The sequence below is a fragment of the Mycobacteroides abscessus ATCC 19977 genome, assembly GCF_000069185.1.
Lineage (GTDB): Bacteria > Actinomycetota > Actinomycetes > Mycobacteriales > Mycobacteriaceae > Mycobacterium > Mycobacterium abscessus.
Genome location: NC_010397.1, coordinates 1,336,889 through 1,359,852 on the forward strand (window position 1 = coordinate 1,336,889; position 22,964 = coordinate 1,359,852).

At 64.8% G+C, this 22,964-nt stretch carries 25 protein-coding genes and 1 pseudogene; 14 read left to right on the forward strand and 12 right to left on the reverse strand.

Annotation, left to right across the window (positions count from 1 at the left end; translation table 11 throughout):
• Window positions 1–5: 5 nt before the first annotated feature.
• Entirely contained in the window at window positions 6–965 is a 960-nt protein-coding gene (gene dapD / locus MAB_RS06900) for a 2,3,4,5-tetrahydropyridine-2,6-dicarboxylate N-succinyltransferase (RefSeq protein ID WP_005084448.1), read from the reverse strand.
• 23 nt (window positions 966–988) lie between these two features.
• On the opposite strand from dapD, the gene dapE reads away from it, so the two are divergent.
• The gene (gene dapE, locus MAB_RS06905; RefSeq protein ID WP_005092984.1) at window positions 989–2,053 is read left to right on the forward strand and encodes a succinyl-diaminopimelate desuccinylase; all 1,065 of its coding nucleotides are present in this window, start codon (window positions 989–991) and stop codon (window positions 2,051–2,053) included.
• On the opposite strand, the gene MAB_RS06910 is transcribed toward dapE, so the two are convergent.
• The gene (locus MAB_RS06910) at window positions 2,043–2,783 is read right to left on the reverse strand and encodes an AraC family transcriptional regulator (protein ID WP_005110072.1); all 741 of its coding nucleotides are present in this window, start codon (window positions 2,781–2,783) and stop codon (window positions 2,043–2,045) included. The two genes, dapE and MAB_RS06910, sit on opposite strands and share 11 nt — an antisense overlap.
• 55 nt (window positions 2,784–2,838) lie before the next feature.
• On the opposite strand from MAB_RS06910, the gene MAB_RS06915 reads away from it, so the two are divergent.
• The 6 genes from MAB_RS06915 (at window position 2,839) to MAB_RS06940 (ending at window position 8,604) form a co-directional block, all read left to right on the forward strand.
• Entirely contained in the window at window positions 2,839–4,038 is a 1,200-nt protein-coding gene (locus tag MAB_RS06915; protein ID WP_005114987.1) for an MFS transporter, read from the forward strand.
• 29 nt (window positions 4,039–4,067) lie between these two features.
• Complete coding sequence (locus MAB_RS06920; RefSeq protein WP_005088045.1) at window positions 4,068–5,006, forward strand: TIGR03564 family F420-dependent LLM class oxidoreductase; 939 nt, start codon at window positions 4,068–4,070, stop codon at window positions 5,004–5,006.
• A gap of 27 nt (window positions 5,007–5,033) precedes the next feature.
• A complete protein-coding gene (locus tag MAB_RS06925; RefSeq protein WP_005074240.1) occupies window positions 5,034–5,786 on the forward strand; it encodes an LOG family protein in 753 nt (250 codons plus the stop codon).
• On the forward strand, window positions 5,783–6,331 hold the full coding sequence (locus tag MAB_RS06930; protein WP_005088046.1) for an LOG family protein: 549 nt from the start codon (window positions 5,783–5,785) through the stop codon (window positions 6,329–6,331). Before MAB_RS06925 ends, MAB_RS06930 begins: the two co-directional genes overlap by 4 nt.
• A 102-nt stretch (window positions 6,332–6,433) precedes the next feature.
• Window positions 6,434–8,224 carry a long-chain-acyl-CoA synthetase FadD6 gene (gene fadD6 / locus MAB_RS06935; RefSeq protein WP_005074247.1) on the forward strand — a complete coding sequence of 597 codons (1,791 nt, stop codon included), beginning with the start codon at window positions 6,434–6,436 and terminating at the stop codon, window positions 8,222–8,224.
• 47 nt (window positions 8,225–8,271) lie between these two features.
• Window positions 8,272–8,604, forward strand: a complete 333-nt coding sequence (locus MAB_RS06940; protein WP_005084459.1) for an HNH endonuclease — start codon at window positions 8,272–8,274, stop codon at window positions 8,602–8,604.
• On the opposite strand, the gene MAB_RS06945 is transcribed toward MAB_RS06940, so the two are convergent.
• On the reverse strand, window positions 8,601–9,578 hold the full coding sequence (locus MAB_RS06945; RefSeq protein WP_005110075.1) for an NAD-dependent epimerase/dehydratase family protein: 978 nt from the start codon (window positions 9,576–9,578) through the stop codon (window positions 8,601–8,603). The genes MAB_RS06940 and MAB_RS06945 overlap by 4 nt on opposite strands.
• A gap of 132 nt (window positions 9,579–9,710) precedes the next feature.
• Here MAB_RS06945 and folP point away from each other — a divergent pair, with 132 nt between their 5' ends.
• Both folP and MAB_RS06955 read left to right on the forward strand, forming a co-directional pair.
• Complete coding sequence (gene folP, locus MAB_RS06950; protein WP_005114102.1) at window positions 9,711–10,586, forward strand: dihydropteroate synthase; 876 nt, start codon at window positions 9,711–9,713, stop codon at window positions 10,584–10,586.
• The gene (locus MAB_RS06955; RefSeq protein WP_005084466.1) at window positions 10,583–11,536 is read left to right on the forward strand and encodes a glucosyl-3-phosphoglycerate synthase; all 954 of its coding nucleotides are present in this window, start codon (window positions 10,583–10,585) and stop codon (window positions 11,534–11,536) included. The genes folP and MAB_RS06955 overlap by 4 nt, the downstream gene beginning before the upstream one ends.
• A 3-nt stretch (window positions 11,537–11,539) precedes the next feature.
• Here the strand turns inward: MAB_RS06955 and MAB_RS06960 are convergent, their stop codons facing one another.
• Window positions 11,540–12,031: a pyridoxamine 5'-phosphate oxidase family protein gene (locus MAB_RS06960; RefSeq protein ID WP_005088052.1), complete on the reverse strand. Its 492-nt coding sequence runs from the start codon at window positions 12,029–12,031 to the stop codon at window positions 11,540–11,542.
• 49 nt (window positions 12,032–12,080) lie between these two features.
• Here MAB_RS06960 and MAB_RS06965 point away from each other — a divergent pair, with 49 nt between their 5' ends.
• The 3 genes from MAB_RS06965 to MAB_RS06975 all read left to right on the forward strand — a co-directional run bounded on the left by MAB_RS06965 (window position 12,081) and on the right by MAB_RS06975 (window position 13,264).
• Complete coding sequence (locus tag MAB_RS06965) at window positions 12,081–12,395, forward strand: DivIVA domain-containing protein (RefSeq protein ID WP_012296422.1); 315 nt, start codon at window positions 12,081–12,083, stop codon at window positions 12,393–12,395.
• On the forward strand, window positions 12,385–12,963 hold the full coding sequence (locus tag MAB_RS06970) for a DNA-3-methyladenine glycosylase I (RefSeq protein ID WP_005114103.1): 579 nt from the start codon (window positions 12,385–12,387) through the stop codon (window positions 12,961–12,963). The genes MAB_RS06965 and MAB_RS06970 overlap by 11 nt, the downstream gene beginning before the upstream one ends.
• 133 nt (window positions 12,964–13,096) lie before the next feature.
• Entirely contained in the window at window positions 13,097–13,264 is a 168-nt protein-coding gene (locus MAB_RS06975) for a DUF3117 domain-containing protein (RefSeq protein ID WP_005059648.1), read from the forward strand.
• Between the two features lie 20 nt (window positions 13,265–13,284).
• Here MAB_RS06975 and glgA read toward each other — a convergent pair whose 3' ends face one another.
• On the reverse strand, window positions 13,285–14,463 hold the full coding sequence (glgA, locus tag MAB_RS06980) for a glycogen synthase (protein ID WP_005133762.1): 1,179 nt from the start codon (window positions 14,461–14,463) through the stop codon (window positions 13,285–13,287).
• Between the two features lie 126 nt (window positions 14,464–14,589).
• On the opposite strand from glgA, the gene glgC reads away from it, so the two are divergent.
• Window positions 14,590–15,804: a glucose-1-phosphate adenylyltransferase gene (gene glgC, locus MAB_RS06985; protein ID WP_005059650.1), complete on the forward strand. Its 1,215-nt coding sequence runs from the start codon at window positions 14,590–14,592 to the stop codon at window positions 15,802–15,804.
• Between the two features lie 13 nt (window positions 15,805–15,817).
• Here the strand turns inward: glgC and MAB_RS25145 are convergent, their stop codons facing one another.
• Both MAB_RS25145 and pdxR read right to left on the reverse strand, forming a co-directional pair.
• Window positions 15,818–15,973: a hypothetical protein gene (locus tag MAB_RS25145; RefSeq protein ID WP_005110078.1), complete on the reverse strand. Its 156-nt coding sequence runs from the start codon at window positions 15,971–15,973 to the stop codon at window positions 15,818–15,820.
• Between the two features lie 61 nt (window positions 15,974–16,034).
• A pseudogene (gene pdxR / locus MAB_RS06990) lies at window positions 16,035–17,204 on the reverse strand (MocR-like pyridoxine biosynthesis transcription factor PdxR); the annotation flags it as partial.
• A 131-nt stretch (window positions 17,205–17,335) separates the two neighbouring features.
• Between pdxR and MAB_RS06995 the strand changes: the two are divergent.
• Window positions 17,336–18,034 (forward strand): pyridoxamine 5'-phosphate oxidase family protein, encoded by a 699-nt coding sequence (locus MAB_RS06995; protein ID WP_005084476.1) that lies wholly within the window; start codon window positions 17,336–17,338, stop codon window positions 18,032–18,034.
• Window positions 18,035–18,049: 15 nt separating this feature from the next.
• Here MAB_RS06995 and MAB_RS07000 read toward each other — a convergent pair whose 3' ends face one another.
• From MAB_RS07000 to MAB_RS07020, 5 genes are all read right to left on the reverse strand, one after another.
• On the reverse strand, window positions 18,050–18,724 hold the full coding sequence (locus tag MAB_RS07000) for a methyltransferase family protein (protein ID WP_005122144.1): 675 nt from the start codon (window positions 18,722–18,724) through the stop codon (window positions 18,050–18,052).
• A gap of 13 nt (window positions 18,725–18,737) precedes the next feature.
• Window positions 18,738–20,360: an ABC transporter permease gene (locus MAB_RS07005; protein WP_005110082.1), complete on the reverse strand. Its 1,623-nt coding sequence runs from the start codon at window positions 20,358–20,360 to the stop codon at window positions 18,738–18,740.
• Window positions 20,357–21,262 (reverse strand): ABC transporter ATP-binding protein, encoded by a 906-nt coding sequence (locus MAB_RS07010; RefSeq protein ID WP_005110083.1) that lies wholly within the window; start codon window positions 21,260–21,262, stop codon window positions 20,357–20,359. Before MAB_RS07010 ends, MAB_RS07005 begins: the two co-directional genes overlap by 4 nt.
• The gene (locus MAB_RS07015; RefSeq protein WP_005097973.1) at window positions 21,259–21,903 is read right to left on the reverse strand and encodes a TetR/AcrR family transcriptional regulator; all 645 of its coding nucleotides are present in this window, start codon (window positions 21,901–21,903) and stop codon (window positions 21,259–21,261) included. Before MAB_RS07015 ends, MAB_RS07010 begins: the two co-directional genes overlap by 4 nt.
• Window positions 21,904–22,034: 131 nt before the next feature.
• Window positions 22,035–22,739, reverse strand: a complete 705-nt coding sequence (locus tag MAB_RS07020) for an O-methyltransferase (RefSeq protein WP_005084486.1) — start codon at window positions 22,737–22,739, stop codon at window positions 22,035–22,037.
• Window positions 22,740–22,964: the final 225 nt, after the last annotated feature.

Genomic DNA, 22,964 nt, shown 5'->3' on the forward strand with positions numbered 1-22,964 from the left:
GAGTACTAGTTGGCGTGCAGCGCCGCGTTCAACTCGAACGCGCCGCCGTCGCGCGATACCACCTCAACCGCGCCGGTCTGCGAATTACGCCGGAACAGCAGGTTATTGGCGCCAGACAGCTCCAATGCCTTGATGGTCTTACCGTCCGGTGTAGCGACCTTGGTTCCCGCCGTGACATACAGCCCGGCCTCGATGATGCAGTCATCGCCCAGGCTGATGCCCAGACCGGAGTTGGCGCCCAGCAGCGAGCGCTGACCGACCGAGATCACCTGGCTGCCGCCGCCGGACAGGGTGCCCATGATCGATGCGCCGCCGCCGATATCGGAGCCGTCGCCCACCACAACGCCGGCCGAGATACGGCCCTCCACCATCGACGCGCCCAGCGTGCCGGCGTTGAAGTTCACGAAACCCTCGTGCATCACGGTCGTGCCGGGCGCCAGGTGCGCGCCCAGGCGTACGCGGTCGGCGTCGGCGATACGCACGCCGGTGGGCACCACGTAGTCGACCATGCGGGGGAATTTATCGATGCCGAACACCGTGACCGAGCTATGCGCGCCGGCGCGCGCCTTAAGCCTTGCGCGCACCGCCTCGAATCCCTCGACCGCGCAGGGGCCGAAGTTCGTCCAGACCACATTGGTGAGCACGCCGAACAGTCCGTCCACGCTGGCGCCGTGTGGCTGGATCAGACGGTGCGAGAGCAGATGCAAGCGCAGGTAAGCGTCGTAGGCATCGACGGGCTTGTCTTCCAGCGAGCCAATCGTGGTGCGTACCAACACCTTCTCGACGCCACGATCGGGGTCTGAGCCAGCCAGCCCGGACAACTCCGCGGGCGCGTCGGGCTCGAAGACCCGTTCGGTGCCGGGGGTGCCGGGGGTGTCGGTCAATTCGGGGGCCGGGAACCAGGTATCCAGAACCGATCCGTCCGCCGCGATGGTCGCCAGGCCAAGTGCTACTGCTCCGCTCACGGTGTACACGCTAGCCTGAACCGGTGGCGCTTGAACTCGCTGGTGACCCGATCGCCCTGACGGCTGCCCTGGTAGACATCCCCAGTGAGTCCCGTCACGAGGCCCAGATCGCCGATGCGGTCGAGGTGGCGCTGCGGGAACAGACCAGTGGTTTCGAGGTCATCCGTAACGGCAACGCGGTGCTGGCCCGTACGAATAACGGGCTCGGTACCCGGGTCATGCTGGCCGGGCACCTGGATACCGTGCCCGCCGCCGATAACGTGCCCAGCAGGCACGAGGGAGAGATCCTGCACGGCTGCGGCACCGTCGACATGAAATCCGGGGACGCCGTATTCCTGCATCTGGCCGCCACCGTGACACCCCGGGTGGACCTTACGCTGGTGTTCTACGACTGCGAGGAGATCGAGTCCTCGGCCAACGGGCTGGGCCGCATCGAACGCGAACTGCCCGACTGGCTCGACGCAGACCTGGCCATCCTGGGCGAGCCGACCGCCGGACTCATCGAAGCGGGCTGTCAGGGCACCCTGCGGGTCGTCATCCGGACCAGGGGCACCCGCGCGCACTCGGCGAGATCCTGGCTGGGGGACAACGCCATTCACAAACTGGCCGCTGTACTGGACAGGCTGGCCGCTTACCGGGCGCGCATCGTCGATATCGATGGCTGTCAGTATCGGGAAGGATTATCCGCGGTACGGATCGATGGCGGAGTCGCCGGGAACGTGATTCCCGATGAGGCGGCGGTCACTGTGAATTTCCGGTTCGCTCCCGATCGCAGCCCCGAGCAGGCGCTCGTGCACGTGCATGAGGTATTCGACGGGCTCGATGTCCAGATCGAACTCACCGACTCGGCCGCCGGAGCGCTGCCCGGCCTGGACCGCCCCGCCGCCGCCGAATTGGTCGGTGCGGCAGGGGGAGTGGTGCGGGCGAAGTATGGCTGGACCGACGTGTCCCGGTTCGCGGCGCGCGGTATCGCCGCGGTCAACTACGGGCCCGGCGATCCCAACTTGGCACATACCCGCGGCGAACACGTTCCCGTCCAGCAGATCACCGCCGTCACCGAGGTACTTCGGCGTTATCTCACCGTGTGACGGGTGCGGCGTACGTTCCGGGTGTCTGACCGAGCGTGCGTCGATACACGTCGATGAATGCGCTCGGTGTGGCCCAACCGCATTGATGCGCCACGTAGGTCACCGGACGATCCTCGGCGAGTAGCCGCAACGCGTGATGGAGGCGGATCTGGGTACGCCACTGCGGATACGTCATGCCCATATCGGTACGGAACAACCTGGTCAGCGTGCGCTCGCTGGCCCCCACCCGCCGCCCGAGGTCGGCCACCGTCCACACCTGGGTCAGATCTTCCTCCACCAGTGCGCACGCCTCGGCCAAGCGCTCATCGTGGGGGGTGGGCAGCCTGAGGGCCTGTTCGGGGCTGTGCCGGAGTTGGTCGATGAGCACGACGCGCAACCGGGCGACTTCCTCCTCGGGCAGATCACCAGGGTCAGAACACGTGATGATGAGTTCGCGCAGCAGAGGTGACACCGCGATGACGGTCGGGCTGGCCAGCTCCACCGGGTAGACACCGGGATCGAAAGCCACCGAATGAAACTGGGTGGGGCCATAGAAGCGGTGCTCGTGACCGGCACCGGACGGTATCCACAACGCGCGGTTCGGGGGTGCGATCCAGGTTCCTTCATCGGTGGTGACTGCCAGAACGCCGCTGGCCGGATACACGATTTGGTGTTCCTGATGCCAATGGCGGTTGATGCGATGACCACCGGCCACCGACATCACCCCGGTGAGGTGGCGGTTAATCAACACAAGATGGCATTTTATCGGAGGCTTACGGCTCGGCAAACCCATAATCTCGTCCCTCGTGACCGATTTGGCGAACGATGAACAGCTGACCGTGCGGCATGACCGGCGGATTACGCCAACACCCGTGTCGGCGTGGAATCGCATGCGGTACTGGGTGATCGCGCATGCTGTCGACGACTTCTACCAGGGCCTGGTGCCCGCGGCCATCCCGTTCTTCGTGCTAGAGCGTCACTACAGCTATGCGGCAGCATCGGGTCTGGCGCTCGCCGCGACGCTGGGAAGCGCGCTGCCCCAGCCGCTGCTCGGTCTCATCGCCGATCGCTGGCGACTGCTGTGGATGGCGCCGGCGGGCCTGGCCGCGGCCGGAATAGGCGCCGGCCTCGCCGGACTGGTACCCGGCTACTGGTTGGTCTGGACGATGCTGCTCGTCTCCGGACTGGGGGTGGCGGCCTTCCATCCCGCTGCGGGGCGCGACGCCCGCCGCGACGCGGGTGACAGCGCCACCGCGATGAGCCTGTTCGCCGCGGGCGGCAGCGTCGGTTTCTTTCTGGCGCCGGCGCTGGTGACACCCGCGCTGGTGTCTGCGGGCCTGGGCGCCACGGCCTGGTTCATCCCGCCCGCCGTCATCATGGGATTCGTACTCTGGCGCTATCAACTTCGCCAGGGTTCGGCGAATTCGGTGGACCGGCAGCTGACGGGCAATGATCGTTGGGGCGCATTCTCGATTTTGGTCGCCGTAGAGGTGGTGCGCTCGGCCGTCTACTTCGGCATGAACACCTTCATCGCGCTATACCTGATCGATCACCTTGATGTTTCCGCGGCGGTGGGCGGTGTGGGGCTGGCGATGTTCCTGGGCGGCGGTGTGATCGGCACACTGCTGGGCGGCCGCATCAGCGACCGCCTCGGCATGATCGCCACCATCCGAGTGGGCAGTATCGTCGCGATCCCCGCGTTCGTCGCGCTGCGGATATGCCCGCAGCCGTGGATCGCGCTGGCGCTGGCCGCCGTCGTCGGCATAACCGTCAACATCCCGTTCGCCGTGCTGGTGAAACTGGGCCAGGACTATCTGCCGACACGTCCCGGCACAGCCGCGGGCGTCACGCTGGGCCTAGCGGTCAGCATCGGCGGATTCTTCGTTCCGCTGCTGGGCGTACTTGCCGATCACCACGGGCCGCAGGCGGTGCTGACGACCCTTTGCGTCGCGCCGATTCTGGCGATAGTGCTGGCCTTCTTGCTGCCGCACCCGGAGCGGGAATAGCGAACCGACGGCGGCGGGTTGGCCGAGACGTGAAACTTGGCGTGGCCATCGGCCGACCCCTCAGCGTGCAGAACTCCACAAACCTCGTCGACACATTCATTGCGCACGCGCGCAGGGTGGCCGAGGCCGGTGTTCGCACACTCTGGCTGGGGCAGATGTACCACTACGACTCGATCACCATGGCCGCCGTTGTGGGGCAGACGGTTCCCGACGTGACGGTGGGGGTATCGGTCATTCCGATCAATCCACGCCACCCCATCGAGGTGTCGGCGGCCGCGCAAACCGCGCAGGCCGCCACGCACGGCAGATTCCAGTTGGGATTGGGGCTCGGCGCACCTGTGATCGAAGGCCCGAGCTACGGCTTGCATGTGGACAAACCGATCCGGCGCCTGCGTGAATACCTGATCACCCTGCGGCAGCTGCTGGACGCCGGAACCGCGGACTTTCACGGCCAAACCCTCACCGTCGCACCACAGTTCACGACCTCACAGCCGGGCGGTGAGAACATCCCGGTATTGGTCGCGGCCATGGCGCCGCAGGCCCTGCGCGCGACCGGCGAACTGGCGGACGGCACCATCCCGCTGCATGCCGGCCCCCGCGCGCTCGGTCAGGAGGTCGTGCCCGTTATCAGCGCCGCTGCCGAGCGGGCCGGACGGCCACGGCCCCGCGTTATCGCCGGTGTCGCCGTCGTCGTCACCTCGGAACCGGAACGCGTGCGGGCGCTGGCCATCGAAGACATGGCCTTCTACGAAAATATCCCGTCCTACCGGAAAGTGCTTGACGCCGAGGGTGTTCAGCACACCGGCGAGCTGGCGATCATCGGCGATGAGCAGCACGTGGCCACCGAACTGCAACGGTACTTCGACGCCGGGGCCACCGAAGTGTTCGCCAGCCATACCGAGTTGGGCGGCCCGCAGGACGAAGCTCGCACGCTGGCGCTGCTGGGCGAGCTGTCCCGCGGGAATTGAGTTGCCGGCGGCCCCTAGGCTGGCTAGGTGCCCGATCAACCCCAAACCCAACTCCACGGACCGGTTCGGCTGCGCCGCGACCGGTGTGAGATAACCACCGCCGACCAGCGCCTGCTGGACAGCCACGAATCCGGAGCGTGGACACACACTGATCAATGGCGGGTGTTGCGCATTCAGAGCGAATTCGTGGAGGGATTCGACGCGCTGGCGCAAACACCTAAGGCGGTAACGGTTTTCGGTTCGGCAAGGACAAAGCCGGATTCACCTGAATACCGGCTGGGGCGGGATCTGGGCACCGCGCTGGTGAATGCCGGCTACGCCGTCATCACCGGGGGTGGCCCTGGCGCCATGGAGGCCGCCAACCGGGGCGCCAGTGAATCGGGTGGCTACTCGGTGGGGCTGGGCATCGAGCTGCCGTTCGAGCAGGGCCTCAACGAATGGGTGGACCTAGGCATCAACTTCCGTTACTTCTTCGTTCGCAAGACGATGTTCGTCAAATACGCGCAGGCCTTTGTCTGTTTGCCCGGCGGATTCGGCACCCTCGACGAACTTTTCGAGGCGCTGACCCTGGTGCAGACGCGCAAGGTGACACGGTTTCCGATCATCCTGCTCGGCACCGAGTACTGGTCGGGCCTGCTCGATTGGATCCGCGGCACCATGTTGCCCGCAGGCAAGGTCGGGGAGCAGGACATTGCGCTGCTCTCGATCACTGACAGTGTCGACGAGGCCGTCGACATCATTCTGGCGTCCGCCGTGAACGGGAATGGGAACCACCGATGAATCAGCCCCTGTCGGTCTGTGTGTACTGCGCCTCGGGTCCACGTCACCCCGAGCTCTTGGATCTGGCGACCCGTCTGGGTACCGCCATCGCCGAACGGGGCTGGACCCTGGTGTCCGGGGGCGGGAATGTGTCGGCGATGGGCGCTGTCGCCCACGCGGCACGGGCCGCAGGCGGGCGCACCATCGGCGTCATTCCGAAGACGCTTGTGCACCGTGAGGTCGCCGACACCGACGCCGACGAGCTAGTGGTCACCACCACCATGCGCGAACGCAAGCAGATCATGGAGGATCGATCCGACGCCTTCATCACGCTGCCCGGCGGAATCGGCACTCTCGAGGAGGTCTTCGAGACCTGGACCGCCGGTTACCTGGGATTACATGACAAGCCGGTGGTGCTGCTGGACCCCGACGGTCACTACACGGGCCTGCTGCGCTGGCTCGATGAACTTCAGGACAAGGGGTACGTGGCGGCACCGGCCCGCGACAGGCTGCTGGTGCACACGGATATTGCCGCCGCGCTCGACGCGTGTAAACCAACGGATTGACGGGGCCTGGCCGTTCGTCAACAATGCGGTGAGCCATTGCCTACTCGGCGGTAAGAACAGGGATGACCCGCTCGCGGGACGACCGACAACAGGGAGAACTAGATGTCCGCAAGCAGCACCATCCCGTCGAATCCGCGTGATCGCGTCCGGTTGACCGATGTGCTCGCGCAGCTGCCCGGTTTGGCGCTCGACCTGCCGATCATGGCGCGGGGCATCCTCAGCGGCATCAAGTCCACGCCCAAGGGGCGGTGGTCGATCGGCGGGGTGTTTGCCGAACGCGCCGCCAAACACGCAGACCGAGTGTTCTTGCGTTTCGAGGGCCAGGACATCACCTACGCGCAGGCCAACGCCACCGCCAATCGGTACGCCGCCACCCTGGCCTCGCAGGGGGTGGGGCGTGGCGACGTGGTCGGCATCATGCTGCGCAACTCTCCCGAGACAGTGCTGTTGATGTTGGCGACCGTCAAGCTCGGTGCCATCGCGGGCATGCTCAACTACAACCAGCGTGGCCATGTGCTGGCCCACAGCATCGGGTTGCTTGATTCCAAACTACTGATCACCGAGGCGGAGTTCGAGGAAGCCATCAGCGAATCCGGCGTCAATGTGGTCTCGCAGCTGACCATCGACGAGCTGGACCGGATGTCGGTTTTGGCGCCTACCGCCAATCCGAGTGCCACCGAAGCGGTGATGACCAAGGATCGCGCGTTCTACATTTTCACCTCGGGCACCACCGGCCTGCCCAAGGCCAGCGTGATGACGCACTACCGCTGGTTGCGGGGTATGTCGGGTATCGGCGACATGGCGTTGCGGTTGCGGCCTGACGATGTGCTGTACAGCTGCTTGCCGTTGTATCACAACAACGCGTTGACCCTGGCCGTGTCCACCACCGTCAATGCCGGAGCTACCCTGGCGATCGGCCGGTCGTTCTCGGTGTCGCGGTTCTGGGACGAGGTGATTGCCAGTCGTGCAACGGCTTTCATTTACATCGGAGAATTGTGCCGTTATCTGCTCAATCAGCCGCCGAAGCCCACCGATCGCAAACACAGGGTGCGCGTCATCGTCGGTAACGGCCTGCGGCCGGAGCTGTGGGGCGAATTCACCGCGCGATTCGGGATCAAGCGGGTCTGTGAGTTCTACTCGGCCAGCGAGTCGAACACCGCATTTGTCAACGCGCTCAATATCGACCGCACCGTGGGCATCTGTCCGATGCCCATCGCGTACGTCAAGTACGACGTCGAGAGTGGTGAACCGGTACGTAACGACAAGGGTTTCCTGACCAAGGTCGGGCCTGGGGAGTCGGGACTGCTGCTGAGCAAGGTGACCGACCTGGCGCCGTTCGACGGGTACACCGACCCGACGGCCTCGGAGAAGAAGCTGGTGCGTGACGCCTTCAAGAAGGGCGACACCTGGTTCAACACAGGCGATCTGATGCGCAACCTCGGCTGGGGTCATGCGGCGTTCGGTGACCGGCTCGGCGACACCTTCCGGTGGAAGGGTGAGAATGTGGCCACCACCGAGGTGGAGGCCGCGATCGAACACAACGACGCGGTGGAGGAGTCGACGGTCTTCGGCGTGCAGGTGCCCGGTACCGATGGTCGCGCCGGAATGGCCGCCATCAAGTTGCACGATGGCGTCGAGCTCGATCCAAAGGCTCTGAGCGACACCGTGTATCAGAATCTTCCCGCGTACGCGCTGCCGCTGTTCATTCGGATCGTGGACACCCTGGAGCACACCACCACCTTCAAGAGTCGCAAAGTGGAGCTGCGCGAGCAGGCGTACGGCGAATCGGTGACCGATCCGCTGTACGTGCTGGCCGGCCGTGCGGAGGGATACGTTCCGTTCTATCCCGAGTACCCGGAGGAACTGGCGGGCGGACAGCGCCCCAAGGGTTAGCGCGTCGTAAACCGGCGCGGCTGGCTTGCCGGGATAACGTTCGAGGCATGGCCGGAACTCGTCGTGCGCGGATAGCGAAACGCCGCCGCCTACGGGTAAGTCGTGCCGACAACGACCTCACCGATGCTCAATGGTCGCAGCTCGTGCAGGCGTGGGGTGGCTGTGCCTACTGCGGTGCGACGGGAACGGCGTTGCAGCGCGACTGTGTGCAGCCGATCTCGCGGGGCGGCAGGTACACCCAAGCCAATGTGGTGCCGGCGTGCGGGTCGTGCAACTCCAGCAAATGCAATGCCGAGGTGACCAGCTGGATGCGGCGCAAACGTCTTGACGAGACGGCGTTTCTGCGTCGATATGTGGAGGTCACTCAGGCGCTGGCCTAGGTGGTGTACACGCCCGTCGGCTCGTCGTGATATCCCTTTGCGCCTATCTCGCGCGCCAGCGGACTGCGGAAATCTTGTTCCGCGGCAAGACAATCGAGGATGCGACGGTAGTCGTACCGTGGTTGCCAGCCGAGATCGTCGCGGGCCCTGGCGTTGACGTAGACCCTGTCGATCGTCGGGAACATGGACCATCCGCGTGCCGCGTACAGGCCAGGCTGCTCCGGGAAGTAACGAGCCACCACGGCTCCCGGATCGGTCCGTAGCTGCGCGGCATCGCCCGGGCTGAAGGGTGTTGTCGCCGAGATCACGTACTTGGCCCAGCCGATCTCGGGTCCGCGTTCGGCGGCCAGCAGGTGCGCGTCGACCACATCGGCCAGATCCACTCGCCGGTACAGGTACTCGTTGGCCTTCACGTTGCCGTCGCGGTAGCGGTTGCGCACCCGGTCGTTGTCGTCCTGCTCGGGGAAGAACCGCGAGGTGCGCAGCACGATCACCGGTAGGCCGCTGTCCTGATGCACTACATGCGCGATGTCCTCGGCTGCGGTCTTGGTGGCCCCATAGATGTTCTTGGGCACCGAGGCCACGGCTTCGGTGATCCAGGCCGCCTCGCGCGCCCCGACCAGCGCATGACCGAAGGCGCTGGTTGTGCTGGTGTACACAAAGCTGCGTACCCCCGCCGCAACCGCCGCCTCCAGCACGGACAGCGTGCCTTCAATATTGGTCTCGACGAAATCGGTGCGCGGGTGCGACCCGATATGCGGCTTGTGCAGTGTCGCGGTGTGCAGTACCGAGGTCATCCCGCTCATCGCCTCAGCCACCAGGCCACGGTCGGCGATCGACCCGACGATATCGGTGGCCGGGCCCGCGGCGATATCGATTCCCACGACATCGACGCCGTCCCGCCGCAGCGTGCGGACCAGTGCCTCACCCAGATGTCCCGAGGATCCGGTGACCAGGAATCGCCTCTCGCTCATGTGCCCATACTGCCGAGGCCCGCAAGTCATTTCGCGTGCCGAGAGTGAAGCCGTTGCGGGAAATCGGTCCAAATCCCGCAGCAGCTTCACACTCGGCGCATGGCGAGGCGGGCTGCCCTGCACAATGAGGACGTGCGTGAGACGTTTTGTGGACGACCCGTCCGCACCGATCGTGCGCTCATCATGGCGATCGTGAACCGCACACCGGACTCGTTCTATGACCGCGGCGCCACCTTTACCGACGAGGCGGCGCAGGCGGCGGTGCATCAAGCGGTGGCCGATGGTGCGGATGTCGTCGACATCGGTGGCGTCAAGGCGGGCCCGGGGGAGAACGTCGACGCCGACGCCGAAATCGCGCGGGTGGTGCCCTTCATCGAATGGGTGCGCGGCGCCCACCCCGACTTGCTGATCAGCGTGGATACCTGGCGCGCCGAGGTTGCGGCGAAGGCCTGTGCGGCAGGAGCCGATCTGATCAACGACACCTGGGCGGGTGCCGATCCCGAGCTACCGGCCGTGGCGGCCGCGTACGGCGCCGGATTGGTTTGCTCCCACACCGGTGGCGCGGTACCGCGTACCCGGCCGTATCGCGTCCATTACGGAACCGAGGTCGACGGCGTCGTGCGGGCGGTGCTCGACGAAGTGACCGCGTCCGCCGAGCGGGCGCTCGCCCTGGGGGTGTCGAAGGACGCGATTCTGATCGATCCGACGCATGACTTCGGCAAAAACACCTTCCACGGGCTCGCTTTGTTGCGCCACGTAAACGATCTCGTTAATACCGGGTGGCCCGTGTTGATGGCGTTGAGCAACAAGGATTTCATCGGGGAGACTCTTGGTGTGGGACTGACGGAACGACTCGAGGGCACCCTCGCCGCCACCGCACTGGCGGCTGCTGCGGGTGCTCGCATGTTCCGGGTTCATGAGGTCGGGCCCACACGCCGCACGCTGGAAATGGTGGGCTCCATCGTCGGGACCCGCCCACCGGCGCGAACAGTGAGGGGGTTGGCATGACCTCAACCGTTGGTATCGACTCAAGCTGGATGTCGCCGGCGCCACAGCTCCCGGGCTGGCTGGAGACCCACAGCTGGAACCGGCCCGAATGGACCGTCGAACAGCTGATCGCCGCGAAGAAGGGACGCACCGTTTCTGTGGTGCTGCCCGCGCTCAACGAGCAGGAGACCGTCGCGGCCGTGATCGACACCATCAGCCCGCTGCTGGGCGGTCTGGTGGACGAGCTGATCGTGCTGGACTCGGGCTCTACCGATGACACCGCCATCAGGGCAGTGGCGGCGGGTGCGCGGGTGGTCAGCCGGGAACAGGCGCTGCCCGAGGTACCGCCGAACCCGGGCAAGGGCGAGGTGCTGTGGCGGTCGGTGGCCGCGACCACCGGTGACCTCATCGCGTTCGTCGACTCCGATCTGATCGACCCCGATCCGATGTTCGTGCCACACCTGCTGGGGCCGCTGCTGTTGGGGCAGGGCATTCACCTGGTCAAGGGTTTCTATCGGCGTCCCCTCAAGGTCAGCGGGGCCGAGGACGCCAACGGCGGCGGGCGAGTGACCGAACTGGTGGCCCGGCCCATGCTCGCGGCACTTCGGCCCGAACTCAGTTGTGTCGTCCAGCCGCTGGGCGGCGAGTACGCCGGGACCCGGGAGCTGCTGTCCTCCGTGCCCTTCGCGCCGGGATATGGCGTGGAGATCGGTCTGCTGATCGATACCTACGACAAGCTGGGACTGGGCTCTATCGCCCAGGTGAATCTGGGAGTACGCAGCCACCGCAACCGGCCGCTGGTCGAACTCGGTGTGATGAGCCGGCAGGTGATGGCCACCATGCTGTCACGGTGTGGGATTCCGGACTCGGGTGTGGGCATCACACAGTTCTTCGCCGACGGTGACGGATTCACCCCACGCAGTTCGACGGTCTCGCTGGAGGATCGCCCACCGATGAATACCCTGCGCTAGGCGTCAGGTCTTCTGAATCTCGCGTTCCCCCGCGGTCGGCGACCAGACCGTGACGATCATGTGGCCGTCTTCGAGTCGTACCGCTGATGCGCCCTCGACATCGGCGACGTAGAACGGTGCGAATCGCCGTCCGCGCAGATCGAATCCGATGGTGGCATAGAGATGTTCGGCAAATCTCGCGTGCAGCTCTAGGTCTTGCTCGTCATGCACGGTGCCCCAGACTTTCGCGTCGCCCCGGGTGAGATGGGTGTCGGTGGTTGCGGTGTGCAGCTCGAAACGGGGATCGCGAGCCAGGTCCGAGAGTTTGGTGGTGCCGGGCATGCCGCCGACGATGAGCCTTCCTTCGAAGAGGCGCGGTTCCATCGGGCTGATGCGCGGGGCCCCGCTGCGCCGCAGCGTCGAGAGGAAACACAGATTGCGGGTATCAGCGTGGCGGCGGGTGAAGACTTCGGCGATAGTGGGAGCCAGCCGCGTGAACTCTCGCCAGGAGGTCATAGTGCCACGGTAGGTCCGGATGTCGGACCTCGCTGGCAAGATCGGTGTCGTGACGTTCGCACTGACGTATCTGCTGGTTCTCATCGCGGTGGCCGCCGTGCTGTTCGTGCTGGGCTCGATGCTGTTCGGGCGCGGGGAGCAGCTGCCGCCGCTGCCCAAGGGCACCACCGCCACCGTCTTGCCGGCCGACAAGGTGACCGGCGCCGACGTGGACGCCGTGAAGTTCTCCCTGGTGTTCCGCGGCTACAAGGCCAGCGAGGTCGACTGGGTGCTGGACCGGCTTGCCCGGCAGATCGACGACCTGCGTGCCGAGCTGGACGAGGTGCGGGACGCCCGAGACAACGTCGACGCCAATGCCGAGTAAGGAACCCACCCGGTGTGCCTGGGCCGTGGATTCGGCCGGATCCACGTTGTACACCGAGTACCACGACACCGAATGGGGACGGCCGCTGTACGGCCGCGATGCCTTGTTCGAGCGGCTATGCCTGGAGGCCTTCCAGAGCGGCCTGGCCTGGATAACCATCTTGCGCAAACGCGAGGGCTTCCGGCGTGCGTTCGACGGTTTCCGACCCGAAAAAGTTGCCCGATACACCGACCAGGACATTGCCCGGCTGATGGCGGATGCCGAGATCGTGCGGAACCGCGCCAAGATCGAGTCGGCCATCTCCAATGCCCGCGCCGTCCTCGATCTGGACACCGATCTTTCGGACTTGCTGTGGTCGTTTGCGCCGAAACGCCGCGCCCGGCCACAGCTTCTTTCGGAGGTGCCCGCGGTGACCGAAGAGAGCACCGCCATGGCCAAGGAACTCAAACGTCGGGGGTTCCGTTTTGTGGGGCCTACCACGGCATATGCACTCATGCAGGCCACCGGAATGGTGGACGATCATGTGCGTTCGTGTTGGGTTCCGCGAGCCGAGACCGCACCTATCTGACGGTCCAGTTGAGGGTCTGCTGTCCCCAGATGCCGCCAATAGGGAACAATGGTCCAGTGAAACGGCAGCTCAGATAGGGAACAATGGTCGGAGATGCCGAACACCCTTGGCTGGAATTTGGAGGGAGCACACGATGGCGGCCATGAAGCCCCGAACAGGCGACGGTCCTCTCGAGGCTACGAAAGAGGGGCGTGGAATCGTCATGCGCGTGCCACTGGAAGGTGGCGGTCGCTTGGTGGTCGAGCTGACCCCTGATGAGGCTGCCGCGCTCGGCGACGAACTCAAGAACGTCACCAGCTAGGGCCCACAGCTCTCCGGGCGCTAGCTGCAGACTTTTTGGTAGATCTGCAGCGTCATCTCTGCGATGTGCGCCCACGAGAACTCTTCGATACACCGTGCTCTGCCGGCGTTGCCGTACGCAGTGGCCCGGGCCGGGTCCGCGACCAGTGCGTTGACCGCATCGGCGAGCCCCGCCTCGAACGCGGCAGCTTCGCTGCTCTCGTACGCCACCAGTGTTCCGGTGACCCCGTCGGCAACCACTTCGGGGATTCCGCCGACGCGCGATGCCACCACCGCGGTGCCACACGCCATGGCTTCCAGGTTCACGATGCCCAACGGTTCGTAGATCGACGGGCACACAAAAACCGTCGCCGCAGAAAGCACCTCCCGCAGCTTGGGCGTGGGCAGAAACTCCCGTATCCAGTGAACGCCGGGCCGGGCCGCGGCCAACTCGGTGACGGCTCCGGTGATCTGCTCGGCGATTTCGGGGGTATCGGGCTCGCCCGCGCACAGGATCAGTTGCACCTCGGGCGAGAAACGGTGCGCCGCGGCCACCAGGTGCGCCAGCCCCTTCTGCCGGGTGATCCGCCCGACGAACGCCACAATCGGACGAGTCAGGTCCACGCCGAGCCCGGCAAGCACCGATCCGGGTTGGGCGAACGCCTCCTCCGGATCCACCGGGTACCACGAGGTGGTGTCGATCCCATTGCGCACCACATGAATCCGGTCGGGGTCGAGGCCGGGATAGGTCGCGATGATGTCATCGCGCATCCCGCCGCTGACCGCGATGACGGCATCAGCGGCGTGTATGGCGGTGTGTTCCACCCACGACGACACCCGGTATCCGCCGCCGAGCTGTTCGGCCTTCCATGGGCGGCGTGGCTCCAGGGAATGTGCGGTCACGACGTGCGGGATGCCGTGCAGCAGCTTGGCCAGATGACCGGCCATTCCCGTGTACCAGGTATGCGAATGCACCACGGTCGAGCCGGCGGCCGCGGCGGCCATCACCAGATCGGCGGACAGGGTGGTCAGGGCGGGGTTGGCGCCGTCCAGCGCGGGGTCGGGCCGATGCACGAACGCGTTGTCGCGGGGCGCGCCCATACAGTGCACGTCGACATCGCACAGTGTGCGCAGCTGTGCAACCAGCTCGGTGACATGGACACCCGCCCCGCCGTACACCTCGGGTGGATACTCCCGCGTCATCATGGCCACCCGCGTCATAGCCACGACCGTAGTAGGTGGCTCCGACGGCCGCTGCCTCTGGCTCTTCACGCAAGCGGCTCATCGCCGGCCCGCCACAGGGTGTAGCGCTGGCCGCTTCTGCCGACTGCCGATAGGTTGATTGCTATGAGGGCATCGCCACACGTTCTGGGGATCGTGCTTGCCGGCGGTGAAGGCAAGCGGCTCTACCCGTTGACTGCCGATCGAGCGAAACCGGCGGTGCCCTTCGGTGGCGCGTATCGCCTCATCGACTTCGTGCTGAGCAACCTGGTCAACGCGCGGTTCCTGCGTATTTGCGTTCTCACCCAATACAAATCGCATTCACTGGACCGGCACATCTCGCAGAACTGGCGTCTGTCGGGTCTGGCGGGGGAGTACATCACCCCGGTGCCCGCTCAACAGCGACTCGGCCCGCGCTGGTACACCGGTAGCGCCGATGCCATCCATCAGTCGCTCAATCTGATCTTCGACGAGGATCCCGAGTACATCGTGGTGTTCGGTGCCGACCACGTGTACCGGATGGACCCCGAGCAGATGCTGGACTTTCACATAGAAAGTGGAGCAGCGGTGACCGTCGCGGGCATCCGGGTGCCCCGCACCGAGGCGAGTGCGTTCGGATGCATCGATGCCGACGACACTGGGCGCATTCGCGAGTTCGTGGAGAAGCCGGCGAATCCTCCCGGTACTCCGGACGATCCCGATGCGGCCTTCGTCTCGATGGGGAACTACATCTTCACCACCAAGGAACTCATCGACGTGATCCGCGCGGATGCCGATGACGACCATTCCGACCACGACATGGGCGGTGACATCATTCCCCGGCTGGTGGCCGACGGCCGCGCGGCAGTCTACGACTTCAACACCAACCTGGTCCCCGGAGCCACCGAGCGTGATCACGCCTACTGGCGCGATGTCGGAACCCTGGACGCGTTCTATGACGCGCACATGGATCTGGTGTCGGTGCATCCGGTGTTCAATCTGTACAACCGGCGCTGGCCGATCCGCGGTGAATCGGAGAACCTGGCGCCCGCCAAGTTCGTCAACGGGGGATCGGCGCAAGAGTCGGTGGTGGGGGCCGGCAGCATCGTGTCTGCTGCGTCGGTGCGTAATTCGGTGCTGTCCTCCAACGTCGTGATCGACGACGGCGCCGTCGTCGAGGGCAGTGTGCTGATGCCCGGCGTGCGGGTGGGGCGCGGCGCCGTGGTGCGGCACGCGATTCTGGACAAGAACGTGGTAGTCGGTGTGGGCGAACAGGTTGGCGTCGATATCGAGCGCGACCGGGAACGCTTCAACGTCAGCGCGGGCGGCGTGGTCGCCGTCGGTAAGGGCGTCTGGATCTGAGCCCTGTCCCCCGTTACCGGCCGTCGGCCTCCTGTAATGCGGGCAGGGTGGCCAGTCGGTTGACCGCGTGCCGGATTGTGGCCGGTTTGAGCTGTCCGTATCCGAGGACCAGCCCGGGATTCGACGGGTCGGGACGGGCCCGGTAGTCGTCGAGGTCGGTGATGTGCATACCGATGGGATCGGGCCTGTTCCACGGCCGCTGATGCTGAAATGCCTTGGCGCAGTGATGCCAAGACGTGCAGGCCGGCCTCGGTTCCGGTGACGTGAGTGACGGCGGCGATTTTTTCCAGGGACTGCAACATGGTGGCGCGGCGGTCTTGGTACAGCTTGCGGACACGGGCGATGTGCCGCGCGAGCTCACCGCTGGTGAGCAGGTGGGTGACGGCTTGTTGCACGGGAGCGGAAACGGTTGCGCCCAGTGCGTCGCGGGTATCAAGGACAGGCTGCAGCAGATGCGTTGGTACGCGTAGATAACTGAGCCGCAGGCCCGGATCGAGGACCTTCGACATCGTGCCCAGATAGATCGTGCTCGCGGTGGTGTCCAGACCGGCCAGGCTGGGCAGCGGGGCTACCCCGAACCGGAACTCGCTGTCGTAGTCATCCTCCACCAGGATCACTCCCGCGTCACGTGCCCAGCGCAAGATATCGCCGCGTACACCGGGACTGATTCGATGGCCTAGCGGGTACTGATGGCTAGGTGTCAGATACGCAGCCTCAATTGGCTTCTCGATGGATTGAAGCCCGCTCAGGAACTGATCGGCATCGGTGACGTCGACCGGTACCCACCGCACCCCGAGCGTCTGGAAGGTCCGGCGTATGTCGGGATAGCCGGGGTCTTCGACGGCGACCGCACGCTCTCGCCATTGGAAAGCGAGTGTGAGAAGTGTCAGGGCTTCGGCAGTTCCGGCGCAGACCACAATCTGCGACGGGTCGCATGGCAATCCGCGGGAGGACCGTAGGTAGGTGGACAATGCCGCACGTAGTGCCGCGCTGCCCGGCGGCGGAGGAGGCGTGGTAGAAGGCTCTATCGACCGCCAGGCCGCGCGCCATCCGACCCGCGAGATATCTCCGGGGTTGAGATCTCCTGGGCGCATATCGATTTCGATGTCTTCATCAGACATCGTCGCGGATCCTGCTGGGTCTCGCGCGACGTCGCTCGTGGCGTGCGGGCGGTGGGAGACGACGGTTCCCGAGCCCTGCGAGGACTCGATCCAGCCTTCACCTTCAAGTTCCTGCAGCGCCGCCACTACGGTGCTTCTGGACACACCCAATGCGGAGGCCACCGCACGACTGGATGGCACGGGCGATCCCGGGCCGAGTACACCGGATTCCAGCGCACTGCGCAATTGTTGAACGATCTGCGCGCGAATACTCAGCCGAGAGGCACGATCAACTCTCATCGGGATGTTCAGAGTCAAGACAACACCTCGCCGCCGCAGGTGACCCGTATCATTTCACACCGCACTGGACTGGTTGAAATCACCGAATGTGGTCTGTCGTCTCACCGCGGCCTCGCGAGACCATGTGTCACATGACAGTGAGCACGACGAATACCGATGATCAACTGCGTGACAGCCCAGACCTTTTGGTGCACCGCTATAAGTGGCTGCAGCGGCGTGAGCGGGCCGACTTGTTCGCGATCCTGGACGCGGGAACCATTGCGCATGTCGGTTTTGTCCGTCCTGACGGCAAGCCGATGGTCATCCCCATGGCGTACGCACGGGACGGCGAGTTCCTGCTCATGCATGGGTCTTCGGGTTCGGGACTGACGCGATCGGCCGTTGCGGGCGTTGAGCTGGTGGCCACGATCTCCATCTTCGATGGTCTTGTCTACGCACAGTCATTGTTTGATTCAACGGTAAATTACCGCTGTGCAATGGTTTTCGGTAGAGCGGTGCCGGTCACGGAGCGGGAACGCGAAGATTGCATCCGCGTGATCTCCGAGCGCCTTATGCCCGGGCGTTGGACAGAAGTGCGGCCGCCGACGAAGCGGGAACTGGCCGCCACGTATGTCTTGCGGATGCCGTTGGACATGTCCAGCGTTAAGGTACGTGAAGGGCAACCCACCGAGGACGCCCGTTCCGGAATATGGACGGGATATCTTCCCTTTGAGTCGGTGGTAGGCGAGCCGGTGCCCCAGTTGGGCGTCGATATTGTTCCGGCCCAATCCATCACCATGGCTGCTGACGTGTGGAAGCAGCGGCTCCGGCGGCCTACATCAGCCGAGTGAATGTCAGGGGTGCCCTCACCACACCAGCGGTACCAGGCGGCTGCGCACCTTCTCGGTGTATTCGTCGTAGCCCTGCAGATCATGGCGCAACATCTTCTCTTCGTCGATGATGCGTACCACCAGCGCGGCAGCAGCCGGGACGGTGGCAAGCAGCCCCCAATACGATCCCAGCGCCAGCGGCATGCCGACCATCATCACCAGAGACCCGGTGTACATGGGGTGGCGCACCAGTCCGTACAACCCGGTTGCCGTGACGGTTTGCCCGGACTCGACGGTGATGCTGGCCGCGGCATAGTTGTTCTGGGCCACTACGAGTGTGGCCATCCCCAATCCGCCGATCGTCAGCACTTCACCGACGATCACCAGCCAGGTTGGCGCCTGAGACCAGCCGAACCGATGATCGAACGCGCTCACCACGACGAGCGCCACGAAGGAGCTCAGGAGTAGGGTGACCGCGAACTTCTGCACCGGGCGCGTCTCGGCCATCGGGCCACCGTGTAGACGTCGTTGCAGCACTGCGGGATTCGATCTGGCCAAGTAGATCGAGGAGACCCCGGAGCAGACCACGAAGATCGCCAGGAAGACCCATGCCTGCCAGTAGTGGAATGTGCCTGCGGGCCAGAACAGCGCCGCGCCGAACACAGCCAGGCCAGTCAGGCCCGAAATCAGGGCTTGTGCACCAGTTTTCATGGATGTTCCTTTCTCAGATCGCGTCGCGCCGGCGATACAGGGCACCTGCGGCCGCGGCCAAACCCGCGCCGAGGACGATAAGAAGTGACATGGTGAGCCATGGATACTCCACGGGTGCGCTGACGCGCATCACCGGCGATAGCTTCACCATCCAGGTGGGCAGCTGCAGTATCCCGGCATAGAGCATGCCCACCGAGAATGCCACCACCACCCAGCCAATCCAGCTCTGCCGCAGGGCGACCGCGACAGCCGCGATACCGCACACGACCAACAGTGCCGGAATCTGAGCAAGACCGGCAAGAATAAGACGCCACACCAGATCCGGGTCGTGCAAGGTGCTGGCGGCGCCCAGTCCCGCGCCGAGACCGGCGATCGTCATCAATAGCGCGCTGCCCAGGGCCGTCATCGCCACCGCGGACAGCAGCCAGGTCCAGCGCGACACGGCACGGGCCAGCACCGCCTCGGTGATACCCGATTGTTCGTCCTTGGCAAGCCTCAGGATCGCGGAAACCGCGTACGCGGTGACCGCGATGGCGAGCACCTGATTGAAGGTGGCGAAAATGCTGTCGAGGCCGTGTGCCGTGAACGCACGGGCCAGTAAGGGGTTGGTGTCGATGGAATCTCGCAGGCTCTTGGCCATCGAACCGAATGCCATACCGCCCAGAAAGACTCCGAATCCCCATCCGGTGATCAGTCCACGCTGTAGTTGCCCGTTCAGCCCGACTACCGTCTTGATCTCGGGAGCGTTGGGGTTCTCGCCGCGGGAGGGTAGTACGCCCGCGTCGTATTGGCGATGTCCTTCCAGCAGGTGTGCGGTCAGCATCAGCGCGAGCGTGGTGCCCAGCAGTAATAGGAAGGGCCACCAGCGCAGGTCGACGAAGGGGCGCATCTGCTGGGCCCATGCCAACGGGGAGAACCAGCTGAGCGCACTGCCCTTGTTGTCGATGATGTCGCCGAGGCCACGAACCACGACCGCCGCGGCCAAGGCCGCCATGGCGGCTCCGCTGGCCGCTCGCGCGGTTCGCCACAGCTGTGCGGTAACAGCCCCGAGGCCGGCGAAAACCATGGAGGCTCCGATGATTCCAAGGCTGATGCCGAGGCTGTTGATGAAGTCGAAGTCGGCTGCGGACAATGCCGCCGTCATGGCGACGGCGAGGACGGCATTCATCAGAGCCACCACGATCAGGGCGGCGTAGGTGCGTGCTTGATGGCCGATCACCGCCGACATCACCAGCTCAGCGGCACCGGACTCTTCTTCGGCCCGGGTGTGGCGGATGACCGTCAGGATGGACATGATGGCGGCAGCGGCGATCATGACGGTCATGAGTTCGTTGGCCACCATGACGCCGACATCGGTTTCGTTGATGCCAAAGCTTGGTCCACTCATGATGATCCCGGCTGGTGTCTTCATCATCGTGACCCGCGCCATGCGGTCGGCGGTGGTGGGGTACATGGACTCGAAGGCCAGCGGTGTGTAGGTCATCAGGAGCGTCAGCCAGCCCACCCACATACAAATCCGGAATCGGTCGCGGCGTAGGGCCAACATGATCAATGTGCCGATGCCGGTCAGTGGGTGCCGGGGTGTTCCGTCGGTACCAGGCCGGTGGATGGGAAGTGTCGCGAAATCGGTGCTCACCGCGAGGCGCCCTGGTACTCGCGCATGAACAATTCTTCGAGGGAGGCGGGGGCCACGCTCAGGTCGACGATCCCGAGACCGGCCAATTGTTCCATCGTGCGGTCAAGATCGCTGCGATCCACGGTGAAGGATGCGCGGTTGCCTCCGATGGTGACGTCGCGCAACTGTGGAATCGATTTCAGTCCTGAGGGATTGGCCAAGGTGCGCACCGTGACCGACGTCCGCATGAAGTGCCGTAGCTCGGCCAATGAACCCGAGAGCACGGTACGGCCGGCGCGCACGATGGTGACCCGGTGACAGAGCTTTTCCACCTCGGCCAGAATGTGGCTGGAAAGCAGTACCGCACATCCGCGTGTCGATACCTCGGCCACGCACTCTTGAAAGACCGTTTCCATGAGGGGATCCAGTCCTGAGGTCGGTTCGTCGAGGATGAACAGATCGGCGTCCGAACAGAATGCGGCTATCAGCGCCACCTTCTGACGATTTCCCTTGGAATATGTGCGCGCCTTCTTGGTGGGGTCCAATTCGAAGCGCTCGATGAGTTCATTGCGCCGGCGGATTGAAATATGTTCGGTACCAAGCATTCTGGTGAGGAAGTCGATGGCCTGCCCGCCGGTGAGGTTGGGCCACAGGGTGACATCTCCCGGTACGTAGGCGATCAGTCGGTGCAGGTCGACGGCATTGACCCAGGGGTCGCCGCCGAGGAGCTGTACGGTGCCGGCATCGGCGCGCAGCAGGCCGAGTAGTACCCGGATTGTGGTGGACTTGCCGGCGCCGTTCGGTCCGAGGAAGCCCGCCACTTCGCCATGTGCGACGGACAAATCCAGGCCGTCGAGTGCCTTGGTTTTTCCGAAAAGCTTCGTCAGTCCTCGTATTTCGACCGCCAAATTCGGATACGTCACTTCGGATCTCCTTTGCTGTGAGATTTATCCTGTTGTACGGCAAAGGCATCGAGCATGGTGGAATCTGTCATCAGGCCCTCGGTGTAGACCTCGATCGCGGGGAAGATCAGTTCATCGGCGTAGCGCCGCAAGATTTCTCGCAGGTCCTCATTCGCGTGCATCTGCACGTAGATGATCAGCGAGCCCACGCTGTTCAGTGAGACCCACAAGGCGCGACCCTTGGGATCGCGGCTCGGCTTGATGGTGCCGGCACGTACCCCGTCCTCAAGGTACTGCTCAGCATCGTCGATCGAACGGCGCAGGAAGGCGCGGCCCGGTTCGCCGCCGGATTGCACGCTGTGCAGCAGATATCTGACCATCGGTGCGAACGTTTCGATTTCGTCGATGGCGTCCAGCCAGACTTGGGGGTCATTCGACGTGATGGTGCGCGATTTCTCCGAGCGGATGTACGCCAGCAGGTAGTCGTCCACCGCTTGCCGGAGCCCGTCCTTGGACCCGTAGTGATGGATGACCAGTGCCGGGCTGACCCCCGCCGCGTCGGCGATGGCCCGCACGCTCGCGCCGTTTCCCTGCTCGCCCCACAACTTGATCGCAGCGTCACGAATGCGGGCGGCGGCAGTGAGGTCGTCGGCTGAACGCATGTTTAGCAGATTAAACATGCGTTCAATGCGAAGTCAAGGAGGTCCCCGCGCTTCGAGCGAGAGCCGGTGCCACAAAAAATGCCGGATGTGAGCGGCGGAGCTCACATCCGGCGGGGAGGCGGTGGGACTGGTTAGTCTCGGGTCGCCGCTAGCAGGCCGTCGCCCAGCGGAATCAGGACGGCGGTAAACCTGCCGTCGTCGGCGATGATACGAGCGGCCTCGCGGACACCGACCACGTCTGGATCGTTGGCGCTGGGGTCGCCGGCCCGTCCACCGGCCGATGCCCCGTGGATGACGACGGCGCCGCCCGGGCGGAGCAGCCGGATGCCTCCGGCCAGGAAATCAGGTTGGTCGGCGGGTGCGGCATCGATGACCAGCAAGTCATAGGACTCGTCGGCCAACCGGGGCAGCACCTCCTGGGCGCGTCCACCGATCAATCGCGTGCGCGACGGCGCGATGGAGGCCTCCGAAAATGCCTGTTTGGCGCTGCGCTGGTGTTCGGGCTCCACGTCAATGGTGGTGAGTACCCCGTCCTCGCGCATACCTGAGAGAAGCCACAATCCGCTGACCCCGGCACCCGTGCCGACTTCGACGACGGCCTTGCCGCCGGACAGGCGTGCGAAAACGCTCAGGAGTGCCCCTACCGCGGGTGTCACCGGGCCCGCGCCCAGGTCAACGGCACGTTCCCGGGCGGCGGCGACGATGTCATCTTCGGAGATGGCGCCCTCGGCGTGGCTCACCATCGCCTCGACGGGGGATCGGTCTGCGCTGCTGGTCACGATTCGATCCTGTCGAGCGCGAGTGAATCTGTCCTGCGACACGCCGAACTCCGCCACGATCGAGCGGGTTTCTTGGATGGAACTGCCTGGTGAGATCGGATCGAGACCGCATTCTCAGGAAGAGTTAAGTTAGCTCCTAAGTGACCCACACCTGGGTGGTAGAGGGTCAGTGCATGTCGCGATCCATCCTGAACCAGAGCCCGAGCGACCCGCGTCTATCCGGGAATAACACCGATGGCATCTGGGTTGAGCAGGCTGACGGTCTCCCCACTGGGGGCGAGG